Annotated in this window: 26 protein-coding genes; 12 read left to right on the top strand and 14 right to left on the bottom strand. The window is 68.0% G+C overall.

The window, feature by feature from the left end; translation table 11 throughout:
* Nucleotides 1–2: 2 nt before the first annotated feature.
* From minD to VFE83_RS05305, 3 genes are read right to left on the bottom strand one after another with little or no spacing between them, the layout of a single operon-like run.
* Nucleotides 3–812 carry a septum site-determining protein MinD gene (gene minD / locus VFE83_RS05315; RefSeq protein WP_324903845.1) on the bottom strand — a complete coding sequence of 270 codons (810 nt, stop codon included), beginning with the start codon at nucleotides 810–812 and terminating at the stop codon, nucleotides 3–5.
* A gap of 25 nt (nucleotides 813–837) precedes the next feature.
* On the bottom strand, nucleotides 838–1,620 hold the full coding sequence (minC, locus tag VFE83_RS05310) for a septum site-determining protein MinC (protein ID WP_324903874.1): 783 nt from the start codon (nucleotides 1,618–1,620) through the stop codon (nucleotides 838–840).
* An 8-nt stretch (nucleotides 1,621–1,628) separates the two neighbouring features.
* Complete coding sequence (locus VFE83_RS05305) at nucleotides 1,629–2,237, bottom strand: GNAT family N-acetyltransferase (protein WP_324903844.1); 609 nt, start codon at nucleotides 2,235–2,237, stop codon at nucleotides 1,629–1,631.
* Nucleotides 2,238–2,494: 257 nt separating this feature from the next.
* On the opposite strand from VFE83_RS05305, the gene VFE83_RS05300 reads away from it, so the two are divergent.
* From VFE83_RS05300 to VFE83_RS05275, 6 genes are all read left to right on the top strand, one after another.
* Entirely contained in the window at nucleotides 2,495–3,691 is a 1,197-nt protein-coding gene (locus VFE83_RS05300) for a sensor histidine kinase (protein ID WP_324903843.1), read from the top strand.
* Nucleotides 3,688–4,329 (top strand): response regulator transcription factor, encoded by a 642-nt coding sequence (locus VFE83_RS05295; protein WP_324903842.1) that lies wholly within the window; start codon nucleotides 3,688–3,690, stop codon nucleotides 4,327–4,329. Before VFE83_RS05300 ends, VFE83_RS05295 begins: the two co-directional genes overlap by 4 nt.
* Before the next feature lie 519 nt (nucleotides 4,330–4,848).
* Nucleotides 4,849–5,925 carry an SRPBCC family protein gene (locus VFE83_RS05290; RefSeq protein WP_324903841.1) on the top strand — a complete coding sequence of 359 codons (1,077 nt, stop codon included), beginning with the start codon at nucleotides 4,849–4,851 and terminating at the stop codon, nucleotides 5,923–5,925.
* Between the two features lie 111 nt (nucleotides 5,926–6,036).
* Nucleotides 6,037–6,408: a DUF423 domain-containing protein gene (locus tag VFE83_RS05285; RefSeq protein WP_324903840.1), complete on the top strand. Its 372-nt coding sequence runs from the start codon at nucleotides 6,037–6,039 to the stop codon at nucleotides 6,406–6,408.
* A gap of 1 nt (nucleotide 6,409) precedes the next feature.
* Nucleotides 6,410–7,084, top strand: coding sequence for a DNA-3-methyladenine glycosylase (locus VFE83_RS05280; RefSeq protein ID WP_324903839.1), 675 nt, complete (start codon nucleotides 6,410–6,412; stop codon nucleotides 7,082–7,084).
* A 103-nt stretch (nucleotides 7,085–7,187) separates the two neighbouring features.
* Nucleotides 7,188–7,580, top strand: a complete 393-nt coding sequence (locus VFE83_RS05275; RefSeq protein ID WP_324903838.1) for a hypothetical protein — start codon at nucleotides 7,188–7,190, stop codon at nucleotides 7,578–7,580.
* A 12-nt stretch (nucleotides 7,581–7,592) separates the two neighbouring features.
* On the opposite strand, the gene VFE83_RS05270 is transcribed toward VFE83_RS05275, so the two are convergent.
* The 6 genes from VFE83_RS05270 to VFE83_RS05245 form a co-directional block, all read right to left on the bottom strand.
* Nucleotides 7,593–8,393, bottom strand: coding sequence for a M15 family metallopeptidase (locus VFE83_RS05270; RefSeq protein ID WP_324903837.1), 801 nt, complete (start codon nucleotides 8,391–8,393; stop codon nucleotides 7,593–7,595).
* A 156-nt stretch (nucleotides 8,394–8,549) separates the two neighbouring features.
* Entirely contained in the window at nucleotides 8,550–8,726 is a 177-nt protein-coding gene (locus VFE83_RS05265) for a DUF4177 domain-containing protein (protein WP_324903836.1), read from the bottom strand.
* Nucleotides 8,723–8,905, bottom strand: a complete 183-nt coding sequence (locus VFE83_RS05260; protein WP_324903835.1) for an Arc family DNA binding domain-containing protein — start codon at nucleotides 8,903–8,905, stop codon at nucleotides 8,723–8,725. The genes VFE83_RS05265 and VFE83_RS05260 overlap by 4 nt, the downstream gene beginning before the upstream one ends.
* Nucleotides 8,902–9,189: a hypothetical protein gene (locus VFE83_RS05255; protein WP_324903834.1), complete on the bottom strand. Its 288-nt coding sequence runs from the start codon at nucleotides 9,187–9,189 to the stop codon at nucleotides 8,902–8,904. The genes VFE83_RS05260 and VFE83_RS05255 overlap by 4 nt, the downstream gene beginning before the upstream one ends.
* A 10-nt stretch (nucleotides 9,190–9,199) precedes the next feature.
* Complete coding sequence (locus VFE83_RS05250; RefSeq protein WP_324903833.1) at nucleotides 9,200–10,081, bottom strand: SPFH domain-containing protein; 882 nt, start codon at nucleotides 10,079–10,081, stop codon at nucleotides 9,200–9,202.
* Between the two features lie 88 nt (nucleotides 10,082–10,169).
* A complete protein-coding gene (locus tag VFE83_RS05245; protein ID WP_324903832.1) occupies nucleotides 10,170–11,099 on the bottom strand; it encodes a hypothetical protein in 930 nt (309 codons plus the stop codon).
* Between the two features lie 101 nt (nucleotides 11,100–11,200).
* Here VFE83_RS05245 and purT point away from each other — a divergent pair, with 101 nt between their 5' ends.
* From purT to VFE83_RS05230, 3 genes are all read left to right on the top strand, one after another.
* Nucleotides 11,201–12,400 carry a formate-dependent phosphoribosylglycinamide formyltransferase gene (gene purT / locus VFE83_RS05240; protein WP_324903831.1) on the top strand — a complete coding sequence of 400 codons (1,200 nt, stop codon included), beginning with the start codon at nucleotides 11,201–11,203 and terminating at the stop codon, nucleotides 12,398–12,400.
* A gap of 10 nt (nucleotides 12,401–12,410) precedes the next feature.
* Complete coding sequence (locus VFE83_RS05235; RefSeq protein ID WP_324903830.1) at nucleotides 12,411–12,833, top strand: hypothetical protein; 423 nt, start codon at nucleotides 12,411–12,413, stop codon at nucleotides 12,831–12,833.
* A 106-nt stretch (nucleotides 12,834–12,939) separates the two neighbouring features.
* Nucleotides 12,940–13,203, top strand: coding sequence for a hypothetical protein (locus VFE83_RS05230; protein WP_324903829.1), 264 nt, complete (start codon nucleotides 12,940–12,942; stop codon nucleotides 13,201–13,203).
* Nucleotides 13,204–14,032: 829 nt separating this feature from the next.
* Here VFE83_RS05230 and VFE83_RS05225 read toward each other — a convergent pair.
* A complete protein-coding gene (locus tag VFE83_RS05225) occupies nucleotides 14,033–15,256 on the bottom strand; it encodes an endonuclease/exonuclease/phosphatase family protein (protein ID WP_324903828.1) in 1,224 nt (407 codons plus the stop codon).
* A gap of 64 nt (nucleotides 15,257–15,320) precedes the next feature.
* Nucleotides 15,321–16,055, bottom strand: a complete 735-nt coding sequence (locus VFE83_RS05220) for an arginyltransferase (RefSeq protein ID WP_324903827.1) — start codon at nucleotides 16,053–16,055, stop codon at nucleotides 15,321–15,323.
* 140 nt (nucleotides 16,056–16,195) lie between these two features.
* Here VFE83_RS05220 and VFE83_RS05215 point away from each other — a divergent pair, with 140 nt between their 5' ends.
* The gene (locus VFE83_RS05215; protein WP_324903826.1) at nucleotides 16,196–16,819 is read left to right on the top strand and encodes an EF-hand domain-containing protein; all 624 of its coding nucleotides are present in this window, start codon (nucleotides 16,196–16,198) and stop codon (nucleotides 16,817–16,819) included.
* A gap of 126 nt (nucleotides 16,820–16,945) precedes the next feature.
* Here the strand turns inward: VFE83_RS05215 and VFE83_RS05210 are convergent, their stop codons facing one another.
* The 3 genes from VFE83_RS05210 to VFE83_RS05200 all read right to left on the bottom strand — a co-directional run bounded on the left by VFE83_RS05210 (nucleotide 16,946) and on the right by VFE83_RS05200 (nucleotide 19,385).
* The gene (locus VFE83_RS05210; protein ID WP_324903825.1) at nucleotides 16,946–17,794 is read right to left on the bottom strand and encodes a hypothetical protein; all 849 of its coding nucleotides are present in this window, start codon (nucleotides 17,792–17,794) and stop codon (nucleotides 16,946–16,948) included.
* 1 nt (nucleotide 17,795) lies between these two features.
* Nucleotides 17,796–18,707, bottom strand: a complete 912-nt coding sequence (gene tesB, locus VFE83_RS05205; RefSeq protein WP_324903824.1) for an acyl-CoA thioesterase II — start codon at nucleotides 18,705–18,707, stop codon at nucleotides 17,796–17,798.
* Between the two features lie 105 nt (nucleotides 18,708–18,812).
* Nucleotides 18,813–19,385: an N-acetylmuramoyl-L-alanine amidase gene (locus tag VFE83_RS05200; RefSeq protein ID WP_324903823.1), complete on the bottom strand. Its 573-nt coding sequence runs from the start codon at nucleotides 19,383–19,385 to the stop codon at nucleotides 18,813–18,815.
* 122 nt (nucleotides 19,386–19,507) lie between these two features.
* On the opposite strand from VFE83_RS05200, the gene VFE83_RS05195 reads away from it, so the two are divergent.
* Both VFE83_RS05195 and VFE83_RS05190 read left to right on the top strand, forming a co-directional pair.
* Nucleotides 19,508–20,005, top strand: a complete 498-nt coding sequence (locus tag VFE83_RS05195; RefSeq protein ID WP_324903822.1) for an MOSC domain-containing protein — start codon at nucleotides 19,508–19,510, stop codon at nucleotides 20,003–20,005.
* A 91-nt stretch (nucleotides 20,006–20,096) separates the two neighbouring features.
* A complete protein-coding gene (locus tag VFE83_RS05190; protein ID WP_324903821.1) occupies nucleotides 20,097–20,627 on the top strand; it encodes a hypothetical protein in 531 nt (176 codons plus the stop codon).

Below are 20,627 nucleotides of genomic sequence, written 5' to 3'. Positions count from 1 at the left end.
CCTCAACCTCCGAAGATCTTGCTGAAGAAGCCCTTCTTCTCCGCAGTGGTGAAACGCATCGGCCGGGTGTCGCCCAGCAGGCGCGCGACGGCGTCGTCATAGGCCTGGGCCGCGTCGGACTCGGTCTCCAGGATGACGGGTTCGCCCTTGTTAGACGCGTTGAGCACGTCGGGCGATTCGGGGATCACGCCGATGGTTTTCAGGCCGAGGATTTCCTCGACGTCGCCGACCGACAGCATCTCGCCGGTTTCCACGCGCTTGGGGCTGTAACGGGTGAGCAGCAGGTGCTCCTTGATGCGCTCGCCGTTCTCGGCGCGGCGCGTCTTCGACGCCAGCAGGCCGAGGATGCGGTCGGAGTCGCGCACCGAGGACACTTCCGGGTTCACCACGACCAGCGCCTGGTCGGCGAAATACATCGCCAGGTAAGCGCCCTTCTCGATGCCGGCCGGCGAGTCGCAGACGATGTAGTCGAAGCCGTCGGCGACCATGTCGTCGAGCACCTTCTGCACGCCTTCCTTCGTCAGCGCATCCTTGTCGCGCGTCTGCGAGGCAGCCAGCACGTACAGGTTCTCGAAACGCTTGTCCTTGATCAGCGCCTGCTTCAGCGACGCCTCGCCGTTGACGACGTTGACGAAGTCGTACACCACGCGGCGTTCGCAGCCCATGATCAGGTCGAGGTTGCGCAGACCGACGTCGAAGTCGATGACGGCGACCTTGTGGCCACGGCGCGCGAGGCCGCAGGCGAGGCTGGCGCTGGTGGTGGTCTTGCCCACGCCGCCCTTGCCCGAGGTGACTACGATGATTTCGGCCAAGTTCAAATCCTCCGGTAATGCGGCCTCAATCCAGGGCCGCGATCTTTAGTTGTTGGTCTTCGAGCCAGACCTGCACGGCCTTGCCGCGCAGCTCCTTGGGAATCTCTTCCATCACTTTGTAGTGGCCCGCAATCGCGACGAGTTCGGCATGGAACTCGCGGCAGAAGATGCGTGCCTGTTCGAAACCTTGCGCGCCTGCGAGCGCACGGCCGCGCAGCGGTCCGTAAATATGCACCGAGCCGTCGGCGATGACTTCCGCGCCGGCGCCCACCGTTGTGAGTACGGTCAGGTCGCGGTTCTCCGCGTAGATCTGCTGGCCCGAACGCACCGGCGTCGACTGGATCATGCCCGGATTGTTGGCCGGGCTCGGAGCGGGCGAGGCTGCGGCTGCTGCCTTCGACGCGCGTGGCGCGGGAGCCGCGGGTGCCGGTTCGGGCTCGCGACGTGGTGGCTCCGGTGCGGTGGGCGCGGCATCGTCACGCTCGTACGAGGCGCGGAACTTCGCCAGCAGCGGCAGCCCAAGCGCTTCGGAGAGGCGCTCGATCTCGGTGGTGCCGTAAGCCAGGGCGACCGGCAGCACGCCGGCTTCGTGCAGGCCCGCGATCAGCGCGCGTGCGGTCGCCTCGTCGGGCGTGCGCGACAGGCCGCCGAAATCGATAACCACCGCGGCGCGCGCGAACAGCTTGGGCGCACGCTGCACGCGGCCGCGCATCTCGTCGACCAGGCGGTCGACGTCGAGGGTGCGAATGCGGAGGTTTGCGATGCCGACCTGACCGATCTTGAGTTCGCCCGCCGGCTCGAAATCCATCGCCGCGCTCACAGGGCGGTTCCCGTCGGGCGCGGGGCCATGGCCGCGCTGGAGGCGGTACGCGGACGGGTGATCCAGGGCGTCTGCGGCAGGGCGTCGCCATAGGTGTCGCGCACCCAGCCGTAGCTGCACAGCGGCTTCATCAGCATGGCGGCGCGAACGCCGGCTTCCTCCATCACGTGCTGGCCGACCTCGTGGAAGCCGAAGCTGCCATGGAAGAGCAGGGCGGGGTCGTTGGTACCTTCCAGGAACACCTCGCATGCCATCTGCGGGTAACGCAGTTCGGCATAGCTCTGCGCGTCGGCGTAGAACGCACGGCCCACACCGCCGCCGCGCCGGCGGCTGGCGACAACGATGCGGTCGATATAGAAGAAGTTCGGGTAGCGCTCGCGAAACCAGCGGAAGTTGCTGCTGTCGTGATCGGTGTGGCTGCCCATGCCGATCAGGAAACCGGCGAGGGCGCCATCGCGCTCGGCGACGCGGAAGTATTCGGCGGTGTCGTAGAAGTGGCGCAGTCTGGCCGCATCCAGCGGCAGGATCGCGGGCCCGGCGGCGTTGTTGAGGGCAAGGACGGAATCCAGCTCGTGCTCTCGCACGTCGCGGACGACGATCGACATTCCAGGCTCCAGTATTTCTCGGACCGGACGCATGGCACGACCGGCCGGCCGATTATCGCATGGCCGTCCGGCCCGGGCGACCCATCACAGTTCGTGTTGCGGCGCCCCGTCCACGGAAAACGCCAGTGGTCCGGCAAGCAGTCTCGCTTCGCCAGCTGGCGCGCCGGCAGGACGGAGCCGGGCGGAAGTTGCGACCAGTGCCTGAGTCATGACTTTCGGACGGCTCGGCAGGCCCTTGATGCGTTTAGCATGCCGGCATGTTGGCCCGCCTCAATCACACCCGACTTCTGCGCTACGCGGGCCTGTTCACCTGGGGCGCGGTGGGCCTGTGGCTGCTCAACGTGTGGCTGGATCCGGCGATCCTGGAGCCCGAAACCGAAGGGCCGGTCGCGCTGCAGGTGCTGCGCTGGCTGGCCGTCTACCTGGCCTTCGGCGCGGTGTACTGGTGGATCACGCGCCAGCTGGGCCAGCGCCGGCCCGGGGTGGTCGACCATCTGCTCCTGCTGATCCTCACCGGCTGCGCGATCGGCGTCAGCTATTTCTCCAGCACTGGCCTGGGCAGCATCCTGCTGATGGTCGTGGCCGGACTGCTGCCCTGGCTGATGCCGGTGCGCTGGGGCCTGGCGTGGCTGGTCGGCGGCAACATCGCGATCATCCCGGTGTTCGTCGAGGCGCTGGACTTCCCGCCGATGGTGGCGGTGTTGCAGTCCATGGGCTACATGGGCTTCTCCAGCCTGGTCTTCGTGACCGCGCTGGTGGCCCGCCAGCAGGCGGAGGCGCGCGAGGAGCAGCGCCGGCTCAACGCCGAACTGCGCGCCACGCGCGCGCTGCTGGGCGAGAGCGTCCGCGTGAACGAACGCACGCGCATCTCGCGCGAACTGCATGACCTGCTCGGCCACCACCTCACCGCGCTGAGCCTCAACCTCGAAGTGGCCGGGCATCTGTCGGAAGGCCGGGTCAAGGAACACGTACAGCAGGCGCACACGCTGGCGCGGCTGCTGCTCACCGACGTGCGCGAGGCGGTCAGCCAGTTGCGCGAAGGCGGTGCGATTGACATGTCGGCCGCGCTGCTGCCGTTGGCCGAAAACGTACCCGCGCTCGACATCCACATGGACATCCAGGCGCCGCTGACGCTGGACGATCCCGAGCGCGCCCACGTGCTGCTGCGTTGCACGCAGGAAATCATCACCAACGCCGTGCGCCATGCGGGCGCGCGCAACCTGTGGATCAACGCCGGACGACGAGAGGACTGCATCGTCGTCAGCGCGCGCGACGATGGGCACGGCGCGGACAACCTGGTCGCCGGCAACGGTCTGCGCGGCATGCGCGAACGACTGCAGCAGCACGGCGGCACTCTTAAAATCGAAACCCGGCCGGGTGAGGGCTTCTGCCTGCACCTGACCCTGCCGGCCTCGGCGGCTGCGGCCGCTGCCTGCGAAGGAGCCATCGCATGATCCGTGTGTTGATAGTCGACGACCAGACCCTGGTCCGGCAGGGCGTGCGCTCCCTGCTGGCCCTGGCCGAAGGCATCGAAGTGGTGGGCGAGGCTGGCGACGGCCGCCAGGCCGTCGAGCTGATCCCGCAGATCCGCCCCGACGTCGTGCTGATGGACATGCGCATGCCGGTGATGTCGGGACTGGAGGCGCTGCAGTCGCTGGCGCGCAGCAACAACCTGCCGCCGACGATCATCCTGACCACCTTCGACGACGACCAGCTGGTGCTGGCCGGCCTCAAGGCGGGCGCCAAGGGATACCTGCTCAAGGACGTTTCGCTGGAGCAACTGGTGAGCGCGATTCAGACGGTGTCGGAAGGCGGCTCGCTGGTACAGCCGGCGGTGACCCAGCGCCTGCTGTCCGGTCTGGAACACATGCGCAACGACTTCGTCAGCCTGGATCGTCCGGATCCGCTGACGGAGCGCGAAACGGAGATCCTGCGCCTGATGGCCGGCGGCTTTTCCAACAAGGAAATCGCCAATTCGCTGGGCGTGGCCGAAGGCACGATCAAGAACCACGTGTCGAACATCCTGTCCAAGCTCGGCGTACGCGACCGCACCCGCGCCGTGTTGAAGGCGTTCGAGCTGCAGTTGGTCTGAGGACAGGATGCCTGGCCCGGCGTAGCGCGCCGGGCGTTCGCGGCAGCGCGAGCCGATGGCTCGCGAGCGGCTGCCGCTCACCCTGTGCAAGCTCGGCGTACGCGACCGCACCCGCGCCGTGCTGAAGGCGTCGAGTTGCAGTTGGTCTGACCGTGACCAAGGCCGCCCATGGCGGCACGCAACGGCTTCGGATGGCCCGGCCCGCCCATCCCTGGACGGGCGTTCGCCGCGACGCAACGGGCGGAGGTTCGGGAAGCCAGGCACTGTGCATCGGGACGCGGCTCCATCCGCTTGGGGAACGCCGGGTAGTTGGGCCAAACGGCGAGTAAAAGCCCGATCCCGGCGGGGCTTCCGGGTAGGCGCATTGCCGAACTTGTCCTTGCGGCGGCGGTCCCAAGGCCCGTGACCGGCAACCCGATCTTTCTTGCAGGGGACGGCTGCCCCGTCCGCGGCTTCCTTGATACGATTGCCGGTCTGTGTCCCGGTCCGACCCGGGTCCCGGCCCTCGGAGAAACCTGAATGACCCGTCTGATCGAGATTTTGATTTCCTTGGCAATTGTTGCCGCGCTGTTCCTCATCGTGGGCATTGCGCTGCCGGCGAGCCGTCACCTTGAACACTCGGTTGAAACCAACCGCAAGCTGACGATCGTGTACGACACCCTCAACAGCATGCGCCGCTTCAAGGATTGGAACATCCTGGTGCTGAAGGACCCGCAGATGCAGCTGAAGCTGTCGGGCCCCGAGTCCGGCGTCGGTTCGCGTCTGGACTACGACTCCAAGGAAAAGGGCCTGCGCCAGGGCAGCTGGGAGATCACCGCCAGCGAACCGGGCAAGCGCGTCGCCTACGCGATTACCGACATCGAGCCGGGCAAGAACAAGCGCACCGAGTTCACCTTCAAGCCGACCGGCCGCGGTGGCCGCAACATCGAGATCACCCAGACCTACGATGTCGATTACGGCTGGAACCTGCTGGGCCGCTATGCCGGTCTGTACGTCAGCAGCAGCGTCGGCGAGGACATGAAGATGAGCCTGGCCCGCCTGACCAACATGCTGGCCGCCGTGCCGAACTACGACTACGCCGAACTGAGCAAGGACGACCCGGCCAAGGCGCCGAAGATCGTCGAGCGCCCGGCTGAGAACCTGCTGGTCGTGACCGCTGCCGTGGAACGCAGCAACGAGAAGGTCATGGGCCAGATCAACAGCAACATGGAGTGGATCAAGAAGGTGATGGCCGCCAACGGCCTGGAAGCCGACGGTCCGGTCCGCATCATCACCAACGAGTTCGGCGCCGAAATGTACTCCTTCGACGTCGCCCAGCCGGTGCGCAAGATCGGCGCGACCGGTCCGGCCACCAAGCTGGACATCAAGGTGGAAGGTCCGGTGACCGCGGTCTTCAACGAGCCGGCGAAGGTCGCGATGGTGCCGGGCTTCAAGGGCCACATGGCCAACCTCGCCAAGGTGCGCGACGCACTGCGTGGCTGGGCGATGACCCGCGGCTACGAGACCGTCGAGCGTCCGTACGAAGCCTGGAAGGCGGGCGTCGCCGCCGGCTTCACCGAGGAAGGCGAGTACGACGTGTTCTGGGCGGTCAAGTAACCGCACCCGCTCACGCTGCAACACGAACGCGCCGCGGATTCCGCGGCGCGTTTTGTTTTGGGCACGCGCAAGGGCTATGGTGACGGCCTCCCCCGCGTCGCCGATCCGTCCATGAGTGTCCACCTGCATCACGCACCGTTGTCCGCACGACTCCTCGGAGCAGGCGGTGCGATCCTCGCCGCAGCGGCGGTTGCGTTGTCTGCCTACGCGGCGCACGTCGCGCAGGGCGTCGACCAGTCGCGCCTGCACAGCGCGGCGTTGTTCGCGTTCGGCCACGGCATCGCGCTGGCGGCGCTGGCGCCGCGTCGGCCGCGCATGCTGCGCACGCTGGCGCTGGTGGTCCTGCTGGTGGGCACGCTGCTGTTCTCCGGCAGCCTGGTGCTGGGTGTGATGGTCGGAATGCCGACGCAGCTGGCACCGGTGGGTGGCATGCTGATGATCGCCGCGTGGCTGGTCTACGCCGTCGAAGCATTGAGGCGCTGACATGCCGCGCCATGCCAGGGGATTCGATACCGAAGCCGCGCACGCGCACCTGTCGCGATGCGACCGCAAGCTGGCGCGGTGGATGAAGAAGATCGGTCCGATCGAGGCCGATCCGCGCTGGCGCAAGCCGTTCGATCCGGTCGATGCGCTGGCCCGCGCGATCCTTTACCAGCAGCTCAGCGGCAAGGCCGCGGCGACGATCGTCGGACGCGTCGAAGCCGCCATCGACAGCAGGCGCTTCCATTGCGACACGCTGGGCCGCATCGACGACGCGACGCTGCGCGCCTGCGGCGTGTCCGGCAACAAGACGCTCGCGCTGCGCGACCTGGCTGCGCGCGAGGCCCGCGGCGAGATCCCTGACCTGCGTCGCATGAGCACGATGGACAACGACGCCATCATCGCCGCTCTGGTGCCGGTGCGTGGGATCGGCCGCTGGACGGTGGAAATGATGCTGATGTTCCGCTTGGGCCGCCCGGACGTCCTGCCGGTCGACGACCTGGGCGTCCGCAAGGGGGCGCAACGGGTCGACGGCCTGGAGACCATGCCCACGCCCAGGGAACTGCTGGCGCTGGGCGAGCGCTGGGGCCCGTATCGGACCTACGCGAGTCTGTACCTGTGGAAGATCGCCGACCTGGCGGTGCAGGCGAAATCACCGACGCCGCGCTCGCAGGAGTAGGTGGCCGCCAGGACCGGCGGCAGTCACCACGCCGGCATGACGAGCGTCGTCACAGACTGGCTCCGCCCACGAGGTCCGTCCCAAATCCCGGAGGAGGTGCACCATGCTGCAGCGTTCCGGTTCGACGAAAGTGCCCGTTCTGATTGCCCTCCTGATGATGCTGACGACAGCCGCGGCATGGGCCGCGCCCTCCAACAAGTGGCGCATCCAGGTCAGCAGCGATGCCGACAGCGACGGCGTGGTGGTGTTCCGCATCGCGCCCACCGACGCACCGCCGGTCGACATCACCGTGCCGATCCCCAAGGACGCCGGCGAGAACCATATCGCGCGGCTGATCCGCGACAGCCTGCGCGCGAAGCTCGGCGACCGCTACAAGGTCGAAGTCGACGACGGTGAGGACGTGCTGGTGAAGAAGCACCACGGCAGCAAGGACTTCGAGCTGGCGATCACCCAGAAGACCGCTGCCGGCGTGCGCATCACGCTCGACCGCGAGTAGCTGTCGGCGCGCTCAGGCCGGCCGATAACACCAATGCCACGGCTCGTAGACGATGCCGTGCGGGTTGTCGCGCGGGTAGCTCATGACGAAGCCGTAACCCTGCGCGTTGTCGCGCAGCCACGCGAATGCGTCGGTCTTTTCGAACGATTCCTCCGCTGGCGGCGCGTCCGGGGCGCCGATGTCGAGTGCGAGGCCGGAGTGGTGCTCGCTGTAGCCCGGTGCGGCGTTGACGGTGAGGATTTCCTCGACCGTGAGACCGCGCGCCAGTTTTCGCTCGAAGATGCCGAGCTGGTAATCGTGGCTGCGATAGCCGGAGATGGCTTCCAGCACCACGTCGTCGCGCAATGCGCCTTCGCGCATGTGTTTCCAGGCGCGTGCGGCATCGACGTGCAGCCAGAGCGGACGGCGATAGCGGTCGAAGCCGGCGAAGGCCAGCCAGTCGGGTTCGGCCACCAGTGGCAGGCCGGTGCGCTGGCCGTAGCCGTCGTCCAGGCCCAGTCCGTGCAGGCGTTCTTCCAGCCGGTCGAGCGGCAGTTCACGCACGTGTTCGATGCCCGCGCGCAGATGGGCCGGCGGTGCTTCGATGGCATCGAGCGCGGCGTCGAGGCCCGGCTCGCGTCGCAGCTGCGGCACCAGCGCCAGCAGCCCTTCCGGAAGGTCCACCGCAAGGTATTGCCCGTCGCGCTTGCGGCGCAGGACGTGCCGGGCTCGCGCCAGTGCGCGCGCGTCGAAGTTGCTGCGCGCGCGCAGCAGCCCGCCGGGCCAGAGCTCGATCGCCGGCGTGTTGATCAGGATTCGGGGCTGGCCGCGCATGGAGGCAGGTTAGCGGGGTGGAGCTGGCGATGCCATGTGGGCTCGATCACGGGGGCGCTACGCGAAACGCCGGTGATCGTAGGAGCCAGCTTGCTGGCGACTCGCTGCTCCCGCATTCGTCGCGAGCAAGCTCGCTCCTACGGACAGGCGGCGCGATCACGCCGGGCGCTTGAGCACCGCGCGCAGATGGTCGAACGGGGTCACCGGCATCACCGACACCAGCTCCCAGCCCTCCGCGCCGAGGCGGTCCAGTTCTTCCTGCAGCCGTTCGCTGACGGCGGGGCCGAGCATGCGCGGCACGATCTCGACCACCTGGTAGGTCCATTGGGTCATGGGGATTCCTCGTCGGAAGGAGTGTTCGGATTGGGCAGGCGGCCGGCCTTGCGCAGGGCGTCGCGCAGCACGTACTCGATCTGCGCGTTGAGGCTGCGCAGTTCGTCGTCGGCCCAGCGCTGCGCGGCCGCCAGGACATCGGCGTTGATGCGCAGCGGATAGGCCTTCTTGTCGTTCACCGGCGGCCCTTCCTGTCGCGGCCGAGCGAGAACAGCAGCACCAGGCCCAGGCCGTTGACGGCCACCACCATCGCGACGATCACGGACAGGCGGCGCGTTTCGTTGTCGCCGGCCCAGAGCAGGCCGCCGGCACCGGCCAGGATGGCCAGGCCGACCAGGCGCATCAGGCGCGCCAGCGGCGGCACGGGGGCGCCGCCGGGGCGCCCACGGCTCATCAGCGCCGCGGCGAAGAATGCCGGTAGGCTGCTCACGGCCAGGATCAGCGGCACCACAAAATCACCCACGCGCGCGACCTCAGTACAGCGTGCCGGCGTTGACGATGGGCTGGGTGGATCGCTCGCCGCACAGCACCACCAGCAGGTTGCTGACCATCTGCGCCTTGCGCTCCTCGTCCAGGTGCACCACGCCGTTCTTCTGCAGCTCGGCCAGCGCCATTTCGACCATGCCCACCGCACCGGCGACGATGCGCGTGCGCGCGGCGATGATCGCATTGGCCTGCTGGCGCTGCAGCATGGCCTGAGCGATTTCCGGCGCGTAGGCCAAGTGGCTGATGCGCGCATCGATCACGCGTACGCCGGCGTCGGCCAGGCGCTCGGCCAGTTCGTCCTGCAGGTGCTGGCTGATCTCGGCCGCATGGCTGCGCAGCGCGAGCTGGCCTTCCTCGTGCTGGTCGTACGGATAGCTGGTCGCCATCGCGCGCAGTGCGGATTCGGACTGGATGTGCACGAAGCTCTCGTAGTCGTCGACGTTGTAGACGGCCTCGGCGCTGTCCACGACCTGCCACACGATGACGGCGGCGATTTCGATGGGACTGCCGTCCAGCTCGTTGACCTTGAGCTTGCCGCTCTCGAAGTTGCGTACTCGCTGGCTGACCTTCTTCTTGGCGTAGAAGGGGTTGTTCCAGCGCAGGCCGTTGTCCTTCACCGTGCCCACGTACTTGCCGAACAGGCTGAGCACGGCGGCCTGGTTGGGTTCGACCATGTACAGGCCGATCAGCGCGAAGAACGACACGATGGCCATGATGGCCGCGCCGGCGAGGCGGCCCAGCGATGGCACTCCGGTCGCCGGATCCTTGGACATGCCGGTGAAGAACAGCCAGGCCGCCAGCAGGATCAGCGCCAGCAGGACCAGGAGCATCGGGATGCCCGGCAGGGAGCGGATCGGGTTCTCTTTCATCGGTGCGCCTCCATTCGTAATGGAGTGAGTGATATCAAATTGATATCAAATAATGCAAGCGCTCCGGAACCTGCTCCGACGAGCGGCATCAGGGCGTGACCCGGTACAGGGGAGCCGGGATGAACTCGCCGGTGGCATACAGGTGGCGGCCGTCGCGGCTCCAGCCGATCGCCTCCGCCTGCGGGAGCCAGGGCAGGGGCTGGAAACGTGGCGCGCGCGAGACGGTCTGGCCCCAGTCTTCGCCATCGAGACGGGCATACAGCAGCAGCCAGCGATAGGTCATCACCGCGAGCGTGCGACCGTCGGGCGAGACATCCGCGGCCGTGACCTGGCTGTCCAGCCTCGCGCGCTGCGGGTTGCGCCGCAGGGCCTCGGCATCCGCCTGCGGCACGCCGGTCAGCTGCCCGACGCGCGTGGCGGTCTGCAGCGCGGTGCCCGGCGGCCGCAGCGGCAGGGTGAACAGCTCCGGCGGCTGGCGCTTCTTGGAGATCAGCAGCACCTCGCCGCGTTCGACGTCCACCGCCACGGCTTCGCAGTCACGCGCTCCGTCCGGCCAGCGGAAGGCGATGGACCATGCCGGGCGCAGGCGTGCGTTCTCGATGCGCGCCGGTTCCTCGACCACGTGCAACTGCAGGCTGCGGCGCAGGCCGCCGTTGTCGCCGGTGTCGGCGATGAGCAGGTACGCGCGGCCGTCGAGTTCGAACGCCGCGATGTCCTCCCAATCGGTCTTGGTCACGCCTTCCACGCGCAGCGTCGCCAGGCGCGTGCCGCTGGTGCTCACCGCGAACAGCCGCTCCGGATTGCCGCCGTCGTCGAGCATCCACAGCACGTCAGCATGACGGCGCGAGGCGGCCAGACCGCTGATCTCGTCCAGTTGCGGGTCGATGAGGACGCCGGCCAGCCGGGTGCCGTGTTCGGCGGGTTCGGGCTGTGGCGTCTCGCGTGCACATGCCGCCAGCGCCATCGCGAGGACGGCGATCAGGCAGCGCTGCAGGTTGCGCGGGTGGGGGCCGGGCATCAACGAAGGATCGCATGCGGCCGCGATGTGCCATAGCCCGTCGGCGCGGCCGTTGCACATGCACCGTTAAACTAGCCCGCTCCCCCCAACGCGGATTGCGCATGGTCACGCTCGGCACGCCCCTGTCTCCACACGCTTTCCGCGTCCTGCTGCTCGGTTCTGGCGAACTGGGCAAGGAGGTGGCGATCGAACTGCAGCGCTATGGCGCCGAAGTCGTGGCGGCCGACCGCTATGCGGACGCGCCGGCGATGCAGGTGGCGCACCGCAGCCACGTGCTCGACATGCTGGATGGCGGCGCCGTGCGTGCGCTGATCGCGCTGGAGCGCCCGCACCTGATCGTGCCGGAGATCGAGGCCATCCACACGCAGACGCTGGTCGAGCTGGAGCGCGAGTTCCACGCCCGCGGCAGCGACGTCCGCGTGATCCCGACCGCGCGCGCGGCACGCCTGACGATGGACCGCGAAGGCATCCGCCGACTGGCCGCGGAAACGCTGGGCCTGCCGACGTCGCCGTACCGCTTCGTCGACACGCTGGAGGACTACCGCGCCGCCGTCGAAGCGGTCGGCCTGCCGTGCGTGGTCAAGCCGGTGATGTCGTCCTCGGGCAAGGGCCAGAGCCTGGTGCGCAGCGCGCAGGACGTCGACGCGGCATGGGAATACGCGCAGACCGGTGGCCGCGCCGGCGCGGGTCGCGTGATCGTCGAGGGCTTCATCGATTTCGAATATGAAATCACCCTGCTGACCGTGCGCCATGCCGGCGGCACCACGTTCTGCACACCCATCGGCCATCTGCAGCGCGATGGCGACTATCGTGAAAGCTGGCAGCCGCAGCCGATGTCGCCGCGCGCGCTGGAACGTGCGCAGGAGATCTCGCGTGCCATTACCGACGAGCTGGGCGGCTGGGGTGTGTTCGGCGTCGAACTGTTCGTGAAGGACGACGAAGTGTGGTTCAGCGAAGTCTCGCCGCGTCCGCACGACACCGGCCTGGTCACGCTGATCTCGCAGGACCTCAGCGAGTTCGCCCTGCATGCGCGCGCGATCCTGGGGCTGCCGATTCCTTCCATCCGCCAGTTCGGTCCCTCGGCTTCGTGCGCGGTGCTGGCGCACGGGCACGGCGTGCCGGTGTTCGAGAACGTGGACGCTGCGCTGACCCAGGCCGATACGCAGCTGCGCCTGTTCGGCAAGCCTCGCGTGGAAGGCCATCGGCGCGTGGCGGTGACGCTGGCGCTGGGCGACGACATCGAACAGGCGCGCGAACGCGCACGTACCGCTGCGGCGGCCCTGACCATCGAACTGCGCTGAGGAATCGCCCATGCCCCTGACCGAAGAAATGAGCGGCTATGCGGTGTTCCTCTACCCGCAGGCGCTGGCGATGCTGGGAGAGGCAATCAAGCCTTACCTGCGCGACGACGACCGCGGCCCGCACCTGGTGTGCAGCTCCATCGACACCGGCGGCGCGCTGATCGAGATGACGCTGGAGGGACGCACGGACACGGGCGAAGCGGTGTCCGTGGAGGTGATGATCCCAGTCAACATGGTGCGGATGATTGTTTCTGCACGCAGCGATGCGGCGTTCGGGTTCGGACCGCGCGTACCGGCCGAGGTAGTGACCGCGCTTCCGCCGCAGCCATTGGCGTCGGCTTCGCCGGGAACGGTTGACGTGGTCGAGCCGGTGAAGGCGACATCGGCCAAGGGCGGTGCGTCTGCGGAGGCGAAGCTGCCGCCGGAGGGGTGAGGGGAAGTGGGCGCCGGTGCGTGGCGCGTGCTCTTTGCCCGTCGTTCCGGCGAAGGCGAGCTCCATTTGCTGTCGCCCTCGTCATCCGGGGGACGGCGGGATTTATATGCTGTTGCTTTTTCTGCTCGTCATTCCCGCGAAGGCGAGAATCCAGGGACTTTTCACGCTTTACCGGCCGTACCGGCCGTCGCTCAGCAGCGATGCCTCAGCCGTTGCTCGTCATCCCGGCGAAAGCCGGGATCCAGCCGCCGTTGCTTCTGCTCGTCTGTCGTTGCTCATGCTCGTCATCGCCGCGGAGGCGGAGATCCAAGGACTTTCACGCTTTACCGGTGCGCTTGAACAACGAGAGCAAAAGCTTCCGTCCGTCTAAAGCCGGCCGGGTCACTTTTCTTTGCTGGCCCAAAGAAAAGTAACCAAAAGAAACGGTCTTCCCCGACGAAGCAATCCCACAACCGGAGAAGGAGTGGGCGCCCCGCAAGTCGGCGTCCTGCCTCCTTGCTTAGCGCCGCACATCCATGTGCGGCGCCCTCCGGGTCTAGAGGTGTGATGGGCTGTTCAGCAGCAACAGCAACAACAGTAGCAACAAAACAGCCGCAACAACGCAGCCGCCACGCACCTGCTTCAGCTCTTGCTCGTCATTCCCGCGAAGGCGGGAATCCACGCGACCGGCGTATCACGCCGTTTGACAGCAGGTGTTCGAGCGCCCACTGTGTTCGTCGTCGGAGTGGTCACGGGCAATGGCCAAAGCGCCGTTGCCCAAACACGCTCGCTAAAGCGTGAAAAGTCCCTGGATCCCCGCCTGCGCGGGATGACGGGGCCAGGCCAGAGCAGCAGAGAGGCGCATTTTGGCAACGGCAGGCGGGTCGGGCTCTCTGCCGTCATTCCCGCGAAGGCGGGAATCCATCGACGGGCGTATCACGTCTTCCGGCAGCGGTACCGTGGGTCGGTGTGTGCGCTTCATCCGAGGGCTGGACAACCACTAGAGCGTCGTTGCCAATTGCATCTGGCGAAGCGTGGAAAGTCCCTGGATCCCCGCCTGCGCGGGGATGACGAGCCAAGAGCGAAAGGCGAAAGGCGCAGCCGCCGAACTGCCGTTGAGATGTGAAATCCGTGTGCCTGCGCCACCGCGAAGTGAATCTGGGCAGTGCTGGTCCGTGCGACAGGCGAGGCACGGACGTCATTGCGCCGCTAGTCCGCACCTACTGCAATTCCACGCACACCAGATGGTGATCGCTGCCATCTGCAATGGCAGCCTCCGGTGATTCGGCGGGTGGCCAGAACACGCCGCTGTCCTTCACGGCGAAGCCGACGGATGGCAAAACGTAGTCCAGCCGCATCGTGCCGGCCCTGGGACCGAAGTCGCCGGTGGCGTGCGCGGGTGCGCCGCGGTGCGCGACACCCGCCTGCGCATACTTCGCCGCCACTTCCACCGCGCCTTCGCTGCGTGGCGTTGCATGACGGGCCACGCGCGGGTGTTCGAGCAGTTCAACGATGGCGTCGTGGTGGCCGTCGCCGTCGATGGGATCGTTGTTGAGGTCGCCCGCGATCACGAATCGCGCATCCGGAGCCAGTCCGCCACAGCGGCCCTGGTCGTCGCACAGCCACGGCTTGTCGCCGGGCGTGAGGTATTCCTGCCACAGGCGGATTTCGTCCGCATTGCGCGCGCCGTTGCGATCCTCCGGCCCGTCGAACACCGGTGGCGTCGGATGCGAGACGAGGAAGTGCACGACACCCGAAGGCGTACGCACCGGAACGTCCCAGTGCGACTTGGACGACAGGCGCAGCTGGGACCAGATGTTCGCCGGATACCACGGCTGGCCAGTGGCCGGATCGAGCGGCTGGCGCGCGCCGGGCAGTGCGCTCCACTTCAGCAGCTGGAAGGTGCGCACCTGTTCGGGATCGATCGGGAACTTCGACAGCACCAGCATCCCGTACTGCCCCGGGTGCAGGCCGTAGCCCCAGGCGTCATTGCCGCGGTTGCGGCCCTCGCCGCTGGCGGTGCCGTCGCGGTCGAGGTCCAGGCCGCTGGGCACACCGGTGTTCACCGGGGCGAAGTAACGGTACGGATAGCGCAGCGGATCGCCGCCGCCGGGCTGTGCGACCTCCAAGTAATAGCGCTGGAACAGGTCCGCCGCGCGGCCGTTTGCGTCGTAGTCGAACTCGTTCAGCAGCACGAGGTCGGGACGCACGCGCTGCAGGACCGAAGCGATCTTGCGGGCGCCCGGATCGCCACCTTCGAGCCGCCGGATCACTCCGCCCGCCTGGTCGTCGAACAGCGACGTGTTGTAGGTCGCCACGCGCAGCGTGTCGTCGGCGGTCATGGCGCGCGCCCACGCCTCGGGGTCGCCCTTGACGTTGACCTGGGTGCACGCGGCGAGCAGCACCGCGAACGATGCGGAAAACAGAGGGAGGAGTCTCGACATCGCGCGATTCTGTCACGGCCCCGCGCACGCCGGATGACAACGCGTGGCGCGTGCACCCTCGACGTCAGGGAAGGTCGTGCCATTGGCGCCCGTCGAAAGCTTCCAGCGGGTGGAAGCGGCGCTTGTAGTCCATCTTCGGATGGCCTTCGATCCAGTAACCCAGGTAGACGTGGCGACGCCGTTCGCGACGCGCCCATTCCAGCTGGCGCAGGATGGCCAGCGTGCCCAGGCCACGCGCGGCTTCGTCGGGATCGTAGAAGGTGTACACGGCCGACAGGGCTGTGTCGGTGCAGTCCGTGACCGCCACGGCCAGCAGCTTGCCCGGCCCCTGGTGCGACGGCTCGCGCAATTCGAGGAAGCGTCCTTCGCTCCAGCTGCCGATCAGGAACTGGTCGAACTCCGTCGCGCCGTGTCCGTCCATGCCGCCGCCGGCATGACGCGCGGCGAGATAGCGCCGGTACAACGCCAGTTGCTCGGCGGTGCGCTGCGCTGGCAGCACGCGCATCTGCACGTGCGCGTTGCGCGCCAGGCAACGGCGCTGGCTGCGGTCGGGCACGAAACGGTCGACGGGAATGCGTACCGCGACACAGGCGCGACAGCCGGCGCAATGCGGGCGGTACACGATGTCGCCCGAGCGGCGGAATCCCCAGCTCAATGCATGCGGATACCAGTGGCGCAGGCGAGGATCGCGCGGGTCGAGCACCAGGTCGCGCGCCGAACGTTCCGGCCAGTAGCCACAGGCGTGTTCGCCCGTGTGGAACAGGCGGAGATCGTCGCTGTCCTGCGGTTCGGTGCCCATGCACCGGAGCATAGCGCCCGTCGGCGTGAGGACAACGCTGTCGTGCGGCTGAACGCGCCCGCCCGGGCGTCAACCGTCCGATGCCGGAGGCGTTGACTGGTCATCGGCGCCGCCCGGTGCCGCCCGCAGGAGTCGCACTCATGAATCGCAACACCCTTTCCGTCGTGCTCGTCGCCGCGCTCGCGGCGGTTACCGGTGGCGTTGCCCTGGCCGCGCCGCAGGGCGATACGCCGCGCCGCCCGCAACTGGATACCAACCAGGACGGCCTCATCGACCGCACCGAGGCCGCTGCCATGCCGCGCCTGGCCGAGCGTTTCGACGAACTCGACCGCAACCGCGACGGCAAGCTCGACCGCTCCGAACGTCCGCACCGCAAGGGCGGTCACCATGGCCGTCACCGCGGTGGCATGGAACGCGTGGTGCGTGCCGACGCCGACGGCGATGGTCGCATCAGCCGCACCGAGGCGGCCGATCTGTCCTGGATCGCCAAGTCGTTCGACCAGATCGACGCGAACCGCGACGGCTACCTGGTCCGCAGCGAGCTGCGCAGCTACCACGAGCGCATGCGCCCGCAGCGCGAGGCCGAGCGGGCCAAGCGTGCGCAGGAGCGGTTCGCCGCGGCCGACCTCAACAAGGACGGCAAGCTGAGCCGGGTCGAGGTCAGCGAGAAGATGCCGCGCCTGTCGAAGGCCTTCGCCTTCCTCGATGAGGACCGCGACGGCTTCCTCACGCGCGACGATCTGAAGCCTCCGATGCATCGTTGAACCATGACCGCGTGAACTTCCCCCACATCGCGCGGTCGGAAGCAACACGCATCTACGGTTCAACCCCCTTGTACCCGTGCCGGTGTCTCCCCGGCGCGGGTCTTTTTTTGGGGTGCGTGGCGGTCGTTACATCGCCACGTGCTTGACGGTGCGCACGACCTGCCAGCCGCCGCTTTCGGCCTGTTTCACTTCCAGCGTCTTGTACGACGCCGACATGCGGTGATGGTAGGCGGTGTATTCGACCAGGCCGCTGACCAGGCCGGTCGATGCGTCGCGCGCCTGCGGGCGGAAGGCGTGCACGTCGACGATCAGGGCAGGGCGGCCGGTGGAGCGATGGGTGCTGCCGACGTCCTCGTTGGCGCTGCGCACGCATTCGGACGACGGCACGAGCTGGCGCTTGCCAGCCGATGCCTGCAGCGCCTGCACCAGTTCCGGCGAGGCCGGCTGCCCGTCGATCGACAGGCACAGCACGTCGATGCGCGCACTGGGCAACTCCCGTGCGAACACCGCCGCCGCCAGCGGCTGCGGGATCGCGGCGACGGAGCCGTCGAGCGGGTGGGTCTTCAGCGCTTCGGTCGGGATGTCGGTCTTCAGTGCGTTCATGATCGCCAGCACGCCGACCACGACGATGCCCGCCATCAGCACCAGCTTGATGCGCAGCATGCGCGACTGGGATTTGGCCTTCGCCGGGCTGTCCGTGGCGGCGAGGTTGTAGCTGGGACCGGCGAAGCTCTCGCGCGTGGATTCCAGCAGCCCGGCCTCGCGGAGGATCTCGCGCGCCTTCACCGTGTCGTCCGAGCGCACCACCCACACCGCCGGCTTGGGGCCGCTCTCGTCGCTGTAGCTGAACGTGCCGCGGCGGCCGCCCTTGTACGAGCGGCCGTTGGTGATGCGAACCTCGATGTCGGCATCGCGCAGCATCTGCGCGACGCTTTCGACGTTCTCGAGACGCTGGCTGCTGAAGACCTGCCTCATGTCATTCCTTCGCGGGTACGTGCGCGGCCGCCGCGGCGTCCTTCACCACGCGGATCAGGCCTTCCTGCGCGGTGCTGGCGACCAGGTGGCCGCTGCGGTCGAAGATCTGGCCGCGCGCAAGGCCGCGGGCTCCCTGCACGCTGGGGCTGTCGATGGAGTACAGCAGCCAGTCGTCCGCGCGGAACGGACGATGGAACCACAGCGCATGGTCCAGCGAAGCCATCTGCACGTTCGGCTGGTAGTAGCTGATGCCGTGCGGGAACGTCGCCGTGCCCAGCAGGTGGAAGTCCGACGCGTAGGCCAGCAGCGCGCGGTGCAGTTCCGGCGCGTCGCCCACGCGCTCGGTGAGGCGGAACCAGAACTGCTGGTACGGCGGACGCTTGGGCGGGTTGAGCTCGTCGCGCGGGTAGATGTGGCGGAACTCGAACGGCCCCTTGCGCGACAGCCAGCGCTGGATCTTGATCGGCAGCGTGGCCATCACGTGCTCGGGCACGGCCGGTGCGGGGTCGATGTCCTCGGGCTTGGGCACTTCGGGCATCGACAGCTGGTGTTCGCCCGACTCCTCTTCCTGCTGGAACGAGGCGGCCATGAAGAAGATCACCTCGCCGTGCTGGATCGCGGTGACGCGGCGAACCGAGAAGCTGCCGCCGTCGCGGGTCCGGTCGATCTGGTAGACGATCGGCGCGGCGATGTCGCCGGCGCGCAGGAAATAGGCATGCAGCGAATGCGCGCCGCGCGGCACCTGCATCGTCGCCTGCGCCGCCGACAGCGCCTGTCCCAGCACCTGGCCGCCGAACACGTACTTGGTGCCGATGTCGCGGCTCTGGCCGCGGAACAGGTTGTCCTCCAGCCGTTCGAGCGAGAGCAGTTCAACCAGTTCGTGGACAACCTGCTCGGGAGCGGGGACGGTCATGCGAAGGCTCATCGGAGGCGGGGCCGAAGTATAACCGCCGGTCCAGGACGGCCCGGTTGCGGGAGACTCGGCCGGCAACACACAGCACTCGCTGCGACGGCTGCCTCAGCGCAGCCGCTCCAGGCGCACCTGCGCCATCAACGCGTCCCAGGGAAACAGCGGCCCCGGATCACGCTTGCGGTAAACCATCACCCCGGGATCGTCGGTGGCCGGCACCTGCGTCGTGTCCAGGTCCTCGTGGCCCGCGATGAACCGCAACGACCGCAATGTCGCCTGCAGATGTTCGACCAGTTGCAGCAGCGCCTTGATCTGCGCAGCGGCATACGGCTCGTCCATCGACTGGTGCGACGCGGCCAGCCAGTCGGGATAGCGGCCGCGGTTGACCAGTTCGATGCCGATGGCACGCTCGTTGTGGCCGCGCACATGGTGGGCGACGCGTTCCAGTGCGACGTACTGGTGCACGCTGCCGTCGCGGTCGACGTAGTAGTGCCCGCTGTTGCCGGTCTGGCTGCCCTCGTATAGCACTTCCTCGCCGAAGCGGCGCGCCATGGCCAGGTCGGGGAGCTCGGTGCAGTGGATGACCAGCAGGTCGATCTGCCCCACCTCCCGATGCTGCAGGCGGTCCTGGTAGGGCAGGGGCTCGAAGGTGATCGGCAGGGCCGGAGCGGCGGGCGGCATGGGGCCGGATGCTACCATTCGCCCCTCCCGCATCGACCGGCCGCGCGCCGGCTCCCACGCCGGGTTCTCTCCCGCACATCGACGCGTCGACCGCATCGGCCGATCCGACGCACGGAACCGCCATGAAACTGCCTCCCGCCGACTCCGAGCTCGGCAAACTGATGGCCACGCTGCCGCGCCCAGGCCGGATCGAGTGGATCGGCCTGCGTCCGAAGCGCGACGTGTCCATGGACGAGGTGCAGCAGGTCGTGGCCGAAACCGGCGCGGGCCTGGTGGGCGATCGCTACAGCGGCGGCAGCGGCAAGCGCGGCATCACCCTGATCCAGGCCGAGCACCTGCCGGTGATCGCGGCCCTGTCCGGGCACGAGTCGGTGCAGCCGGCGACGCTGCGCCGCAACCTGGTCGTGTCCGGCCTGCCGCTGATCGCGCTGAAGGGCCGTCGCTTCCGCGTCGGTGAGGTGCTGCTGGAAGGCACCGACGAATGCGATCCGTGTTCGCGCATGGAAGCCGCGCTCGGCCCCGGCGGTTTCAATGCCATGCGCAACCACGGCGGCCTGTGCGCACGCATCCTCGAGGGCGGCACGATCCGGCTCGGCGACGCGGTGACGCCGGTCGACTGATCGCGGCGTTCACGGCGCCGGCCGGTACCGGCGCACTACATTTCCTGCCTGCCCGTCGAAACAGGGCGGCTTTCGTCATCCAGGAAGATTCATGAGCACCCGCGGACACTGCATCCTCTCCCACGGCTTCGAGAGCGGCCCGGACGCCACCAAGGTCACGGCGCTGGCTGACGTCGCGCAGCGGCTGGGATGGAGCCACGAGCGTCCCGACTACACGGACCTGGACGCCATGCGCGAGGTGAGCGAACTGGGCGACGTGCACGCGCGCCTGCAGCGCCTGCTGGAACGCGCCCGCGAGGCGGCTTCGCGCGGCCCGGTGGTGCTGGCCGGATCGAGCCTCGGTGCGTACATCTCCGGACTGGTGTCGCTGCAGGTGCCGTCGCAGGCGCTGTTCCTGATGGCGCCGCCGGTGCGCATGGGTGAAGCGCCGCGACTGGAAGCCGCACGCGTTCCGACGTCGATCATCCACGGCTGGAACGACGAACTGATTCCGGCGGCCGAAGTCGTGGCCTGGGCTTACGCGCGCGGCGCGCGGCTGCTGCTGGTGGACGACAGCCATCGCCTGGCCAACCACGTCGAAGCCAGCGCCGAGGCGTTCGCTTCTCTGCTCGCGGCGGTCTGA

It is taken from the genome of Lysobacter sp. (genome assembly GCF_035655815.1).
GTDB lineage: Bacteria > Pseudomonadota > Gammaproteobacteria > Xanthomonadales > Xanthomonadaceae > Lysobacter_J.
This window is presented reverse-complemented; position numbering and strand designations above follow the sequence as displayed.

What these genes read in the sequence shown, in the direction of transcription:
- VFE83_RS05210 (WP_324903825.1), bottom strand. Translation starts at nt 17,794, where the DNA reads ATGAGGCAGGTCTTCAGCAGCCAGCGTCTCGAGAACGTCGAAAGCGTC.
- VFE83_RS05265 (WP_324903836.1), bottom strand. Translation starts at nt 8,726, where the DNA reads ATGACCCAATGGACCTACCAGGTGGTCGAGATCGTGCCGCGCATGCTC.
- VFE83_RS05250 (WP_324903833.1), bottom strand. Translation starts at nt 10,081, where the DNA reads ATGAAAGAGAACCCGATCCGCTCCCTGCCGGGCATCCCGATGCTCCTG.
- VFE83_RS05225 (WP_324903828.1), bottom strand. Translation starts at nt 15,256, where the DNA reads ATGTCGAGACTCCTCCCTCTGTTTTCCGCATCGTTCGCGGTGCTGCTC.
- VFE83_RS05270 (WP_324903837.1), bottom strand. Translation starts at nt 8,393, where the DNA reads ATGCGCGGCCAGCCCCGAATCCTGATCAACACGCCGGCGATCGAGCTC.
- minC (WP_324903874.1), bottom strand. Translation starts at nt 1,620, where the DNA reads ATGGATTTCGAGCCGGCGGGCGAACTCAAGATCGGTCAGGTCGGCATC.
- VFE83_RS05290 (WP_324903841.1), top strand. Translation starts at nt 4,849, where the DNA reads ATGACCCGTCTGATCGAGATTTTGATTTCCTTGGCAATTGTTGCCGCG.
- VFE83_RS05275 (WP_324903838.1), top strand. Translation starts at nt 7,188, where the DNA reads ATGCTGCAGCGTTCCGGTTCGACGAAAGTGCCCGTTCTGATTGCCCTC.
- VFE83_RS05245 (WP_324903832.1), bottom strand. Translation starts at nt 11,099, where the DNA reads ATGCCCGGCCCCCACCCGCGCAACCTGCAGCGCTGCCTGATCGCCGTC.
- VFE83_RS05215 (WP_324903826.1), top strand. Translation starts at nt 16,196, where the DNA reads ATGAATCGCAACACCCTTTCCGTCGTGCTCGTCGCCGCGCTCGCGGCG.
- VFE83_RS05300 (WP_324903843.1), top strand. Translation starts at nt 2,495, where the DNA reads ATGTTGGCCCGCCTCAATCACACCCGACTTCTGCGCTACGCGGGCCTG.
- VFE83_RS05200 (WP_324903823.1), bottom strand. Translation starts at nt 19,385, where the DNA reads ATGCCGCCCGCCGCTCCGGCCCTGCCGATCACCTTCGAGCCCCTGCCC.
- VFE83_RS05195 (WP_324903822.1), top strand. Translation starts at nt 19,508, where the DNA reads ATGAAACTGCCTCCCGCCGACTCCGAGCTCGGCAAACTGATGGCCACG.
- VFE83_RS05235 (WP_324903830.1), top strand. Translation starts at nt 12,411, where the DNA reads ATGCCCCTGACCGAAGAAATGAGCGGCTATGCGGTGTTCCTCTACCCG.
- purT (WP_324903831.1), top strand. Translation starts at nt 11,201, where the DNA reads ATGGTCACGCTCGGCACGCCCCTGTCTCCACACGCTTTCCGCGTCCTG.
- VFE83_RS05305 (WP_324903844.1), bottom strand. Translation starts at nt 2,237, where the DNA reads ATGTCGATCGTCGTCCGCGACGTGCGAGAGCACGAGCTGGATTCCGTC.
- VFE83_RS05190 (WP_324903821.1), top strand. Translation starts at nt 20,097, where the DNA reads ATGAGCACCCGCGGACACTGCATCCTCTCCCACGGCTTCGAGAGCGGC.
- VFE83_RS05285 (WP_324903840.1), top strand. Translation starts at nt 6,037, where the DNA reads ATGAGTGTCCACCTGCATCACGCACCGTTGTCCGCACGACTCCTCGGA.
- tesB (WP_324903824.1), bottom strand. Translation starts at nt 18,707, where the DNA reads ATGACCGTCCCCGCTCCCGAGCAGGTTGTCCACGAACTGGTTGAACTG.
- VFE83_RS05220 (WP_324903827.1), bottom strand. Translation starts at nt 16,055, where the DNA reads ATGGGCACCGAACCGCAGGACAGCGACGATCTCCGCCTGTTCCACACG.
- VFE83_RS05280 (WP_324903839.1), top strand. Translation starts at nt 6,410, where the DNA reads ATGCCGCGCCATGCCAGGGGATTCGATACCGAAGCCGCGCACGCGCAC.
- VFE83_RS05230 (WP_324903829.1), top strand. Translation starts at nt 12,940, where the DNA reads ATGCTGTTGCTTTTTCTGCTCGTCATTCCCGCGAAGGCGAGAATCCAG.
- VFE83_RS05295 (WP_324903842.1), top strand. Translation starts at nt 3,688, where the DNA reads ATGATCCGTGTGTTGATAGTCGACGACCAGACCCTGGTCCGGCAGGGC.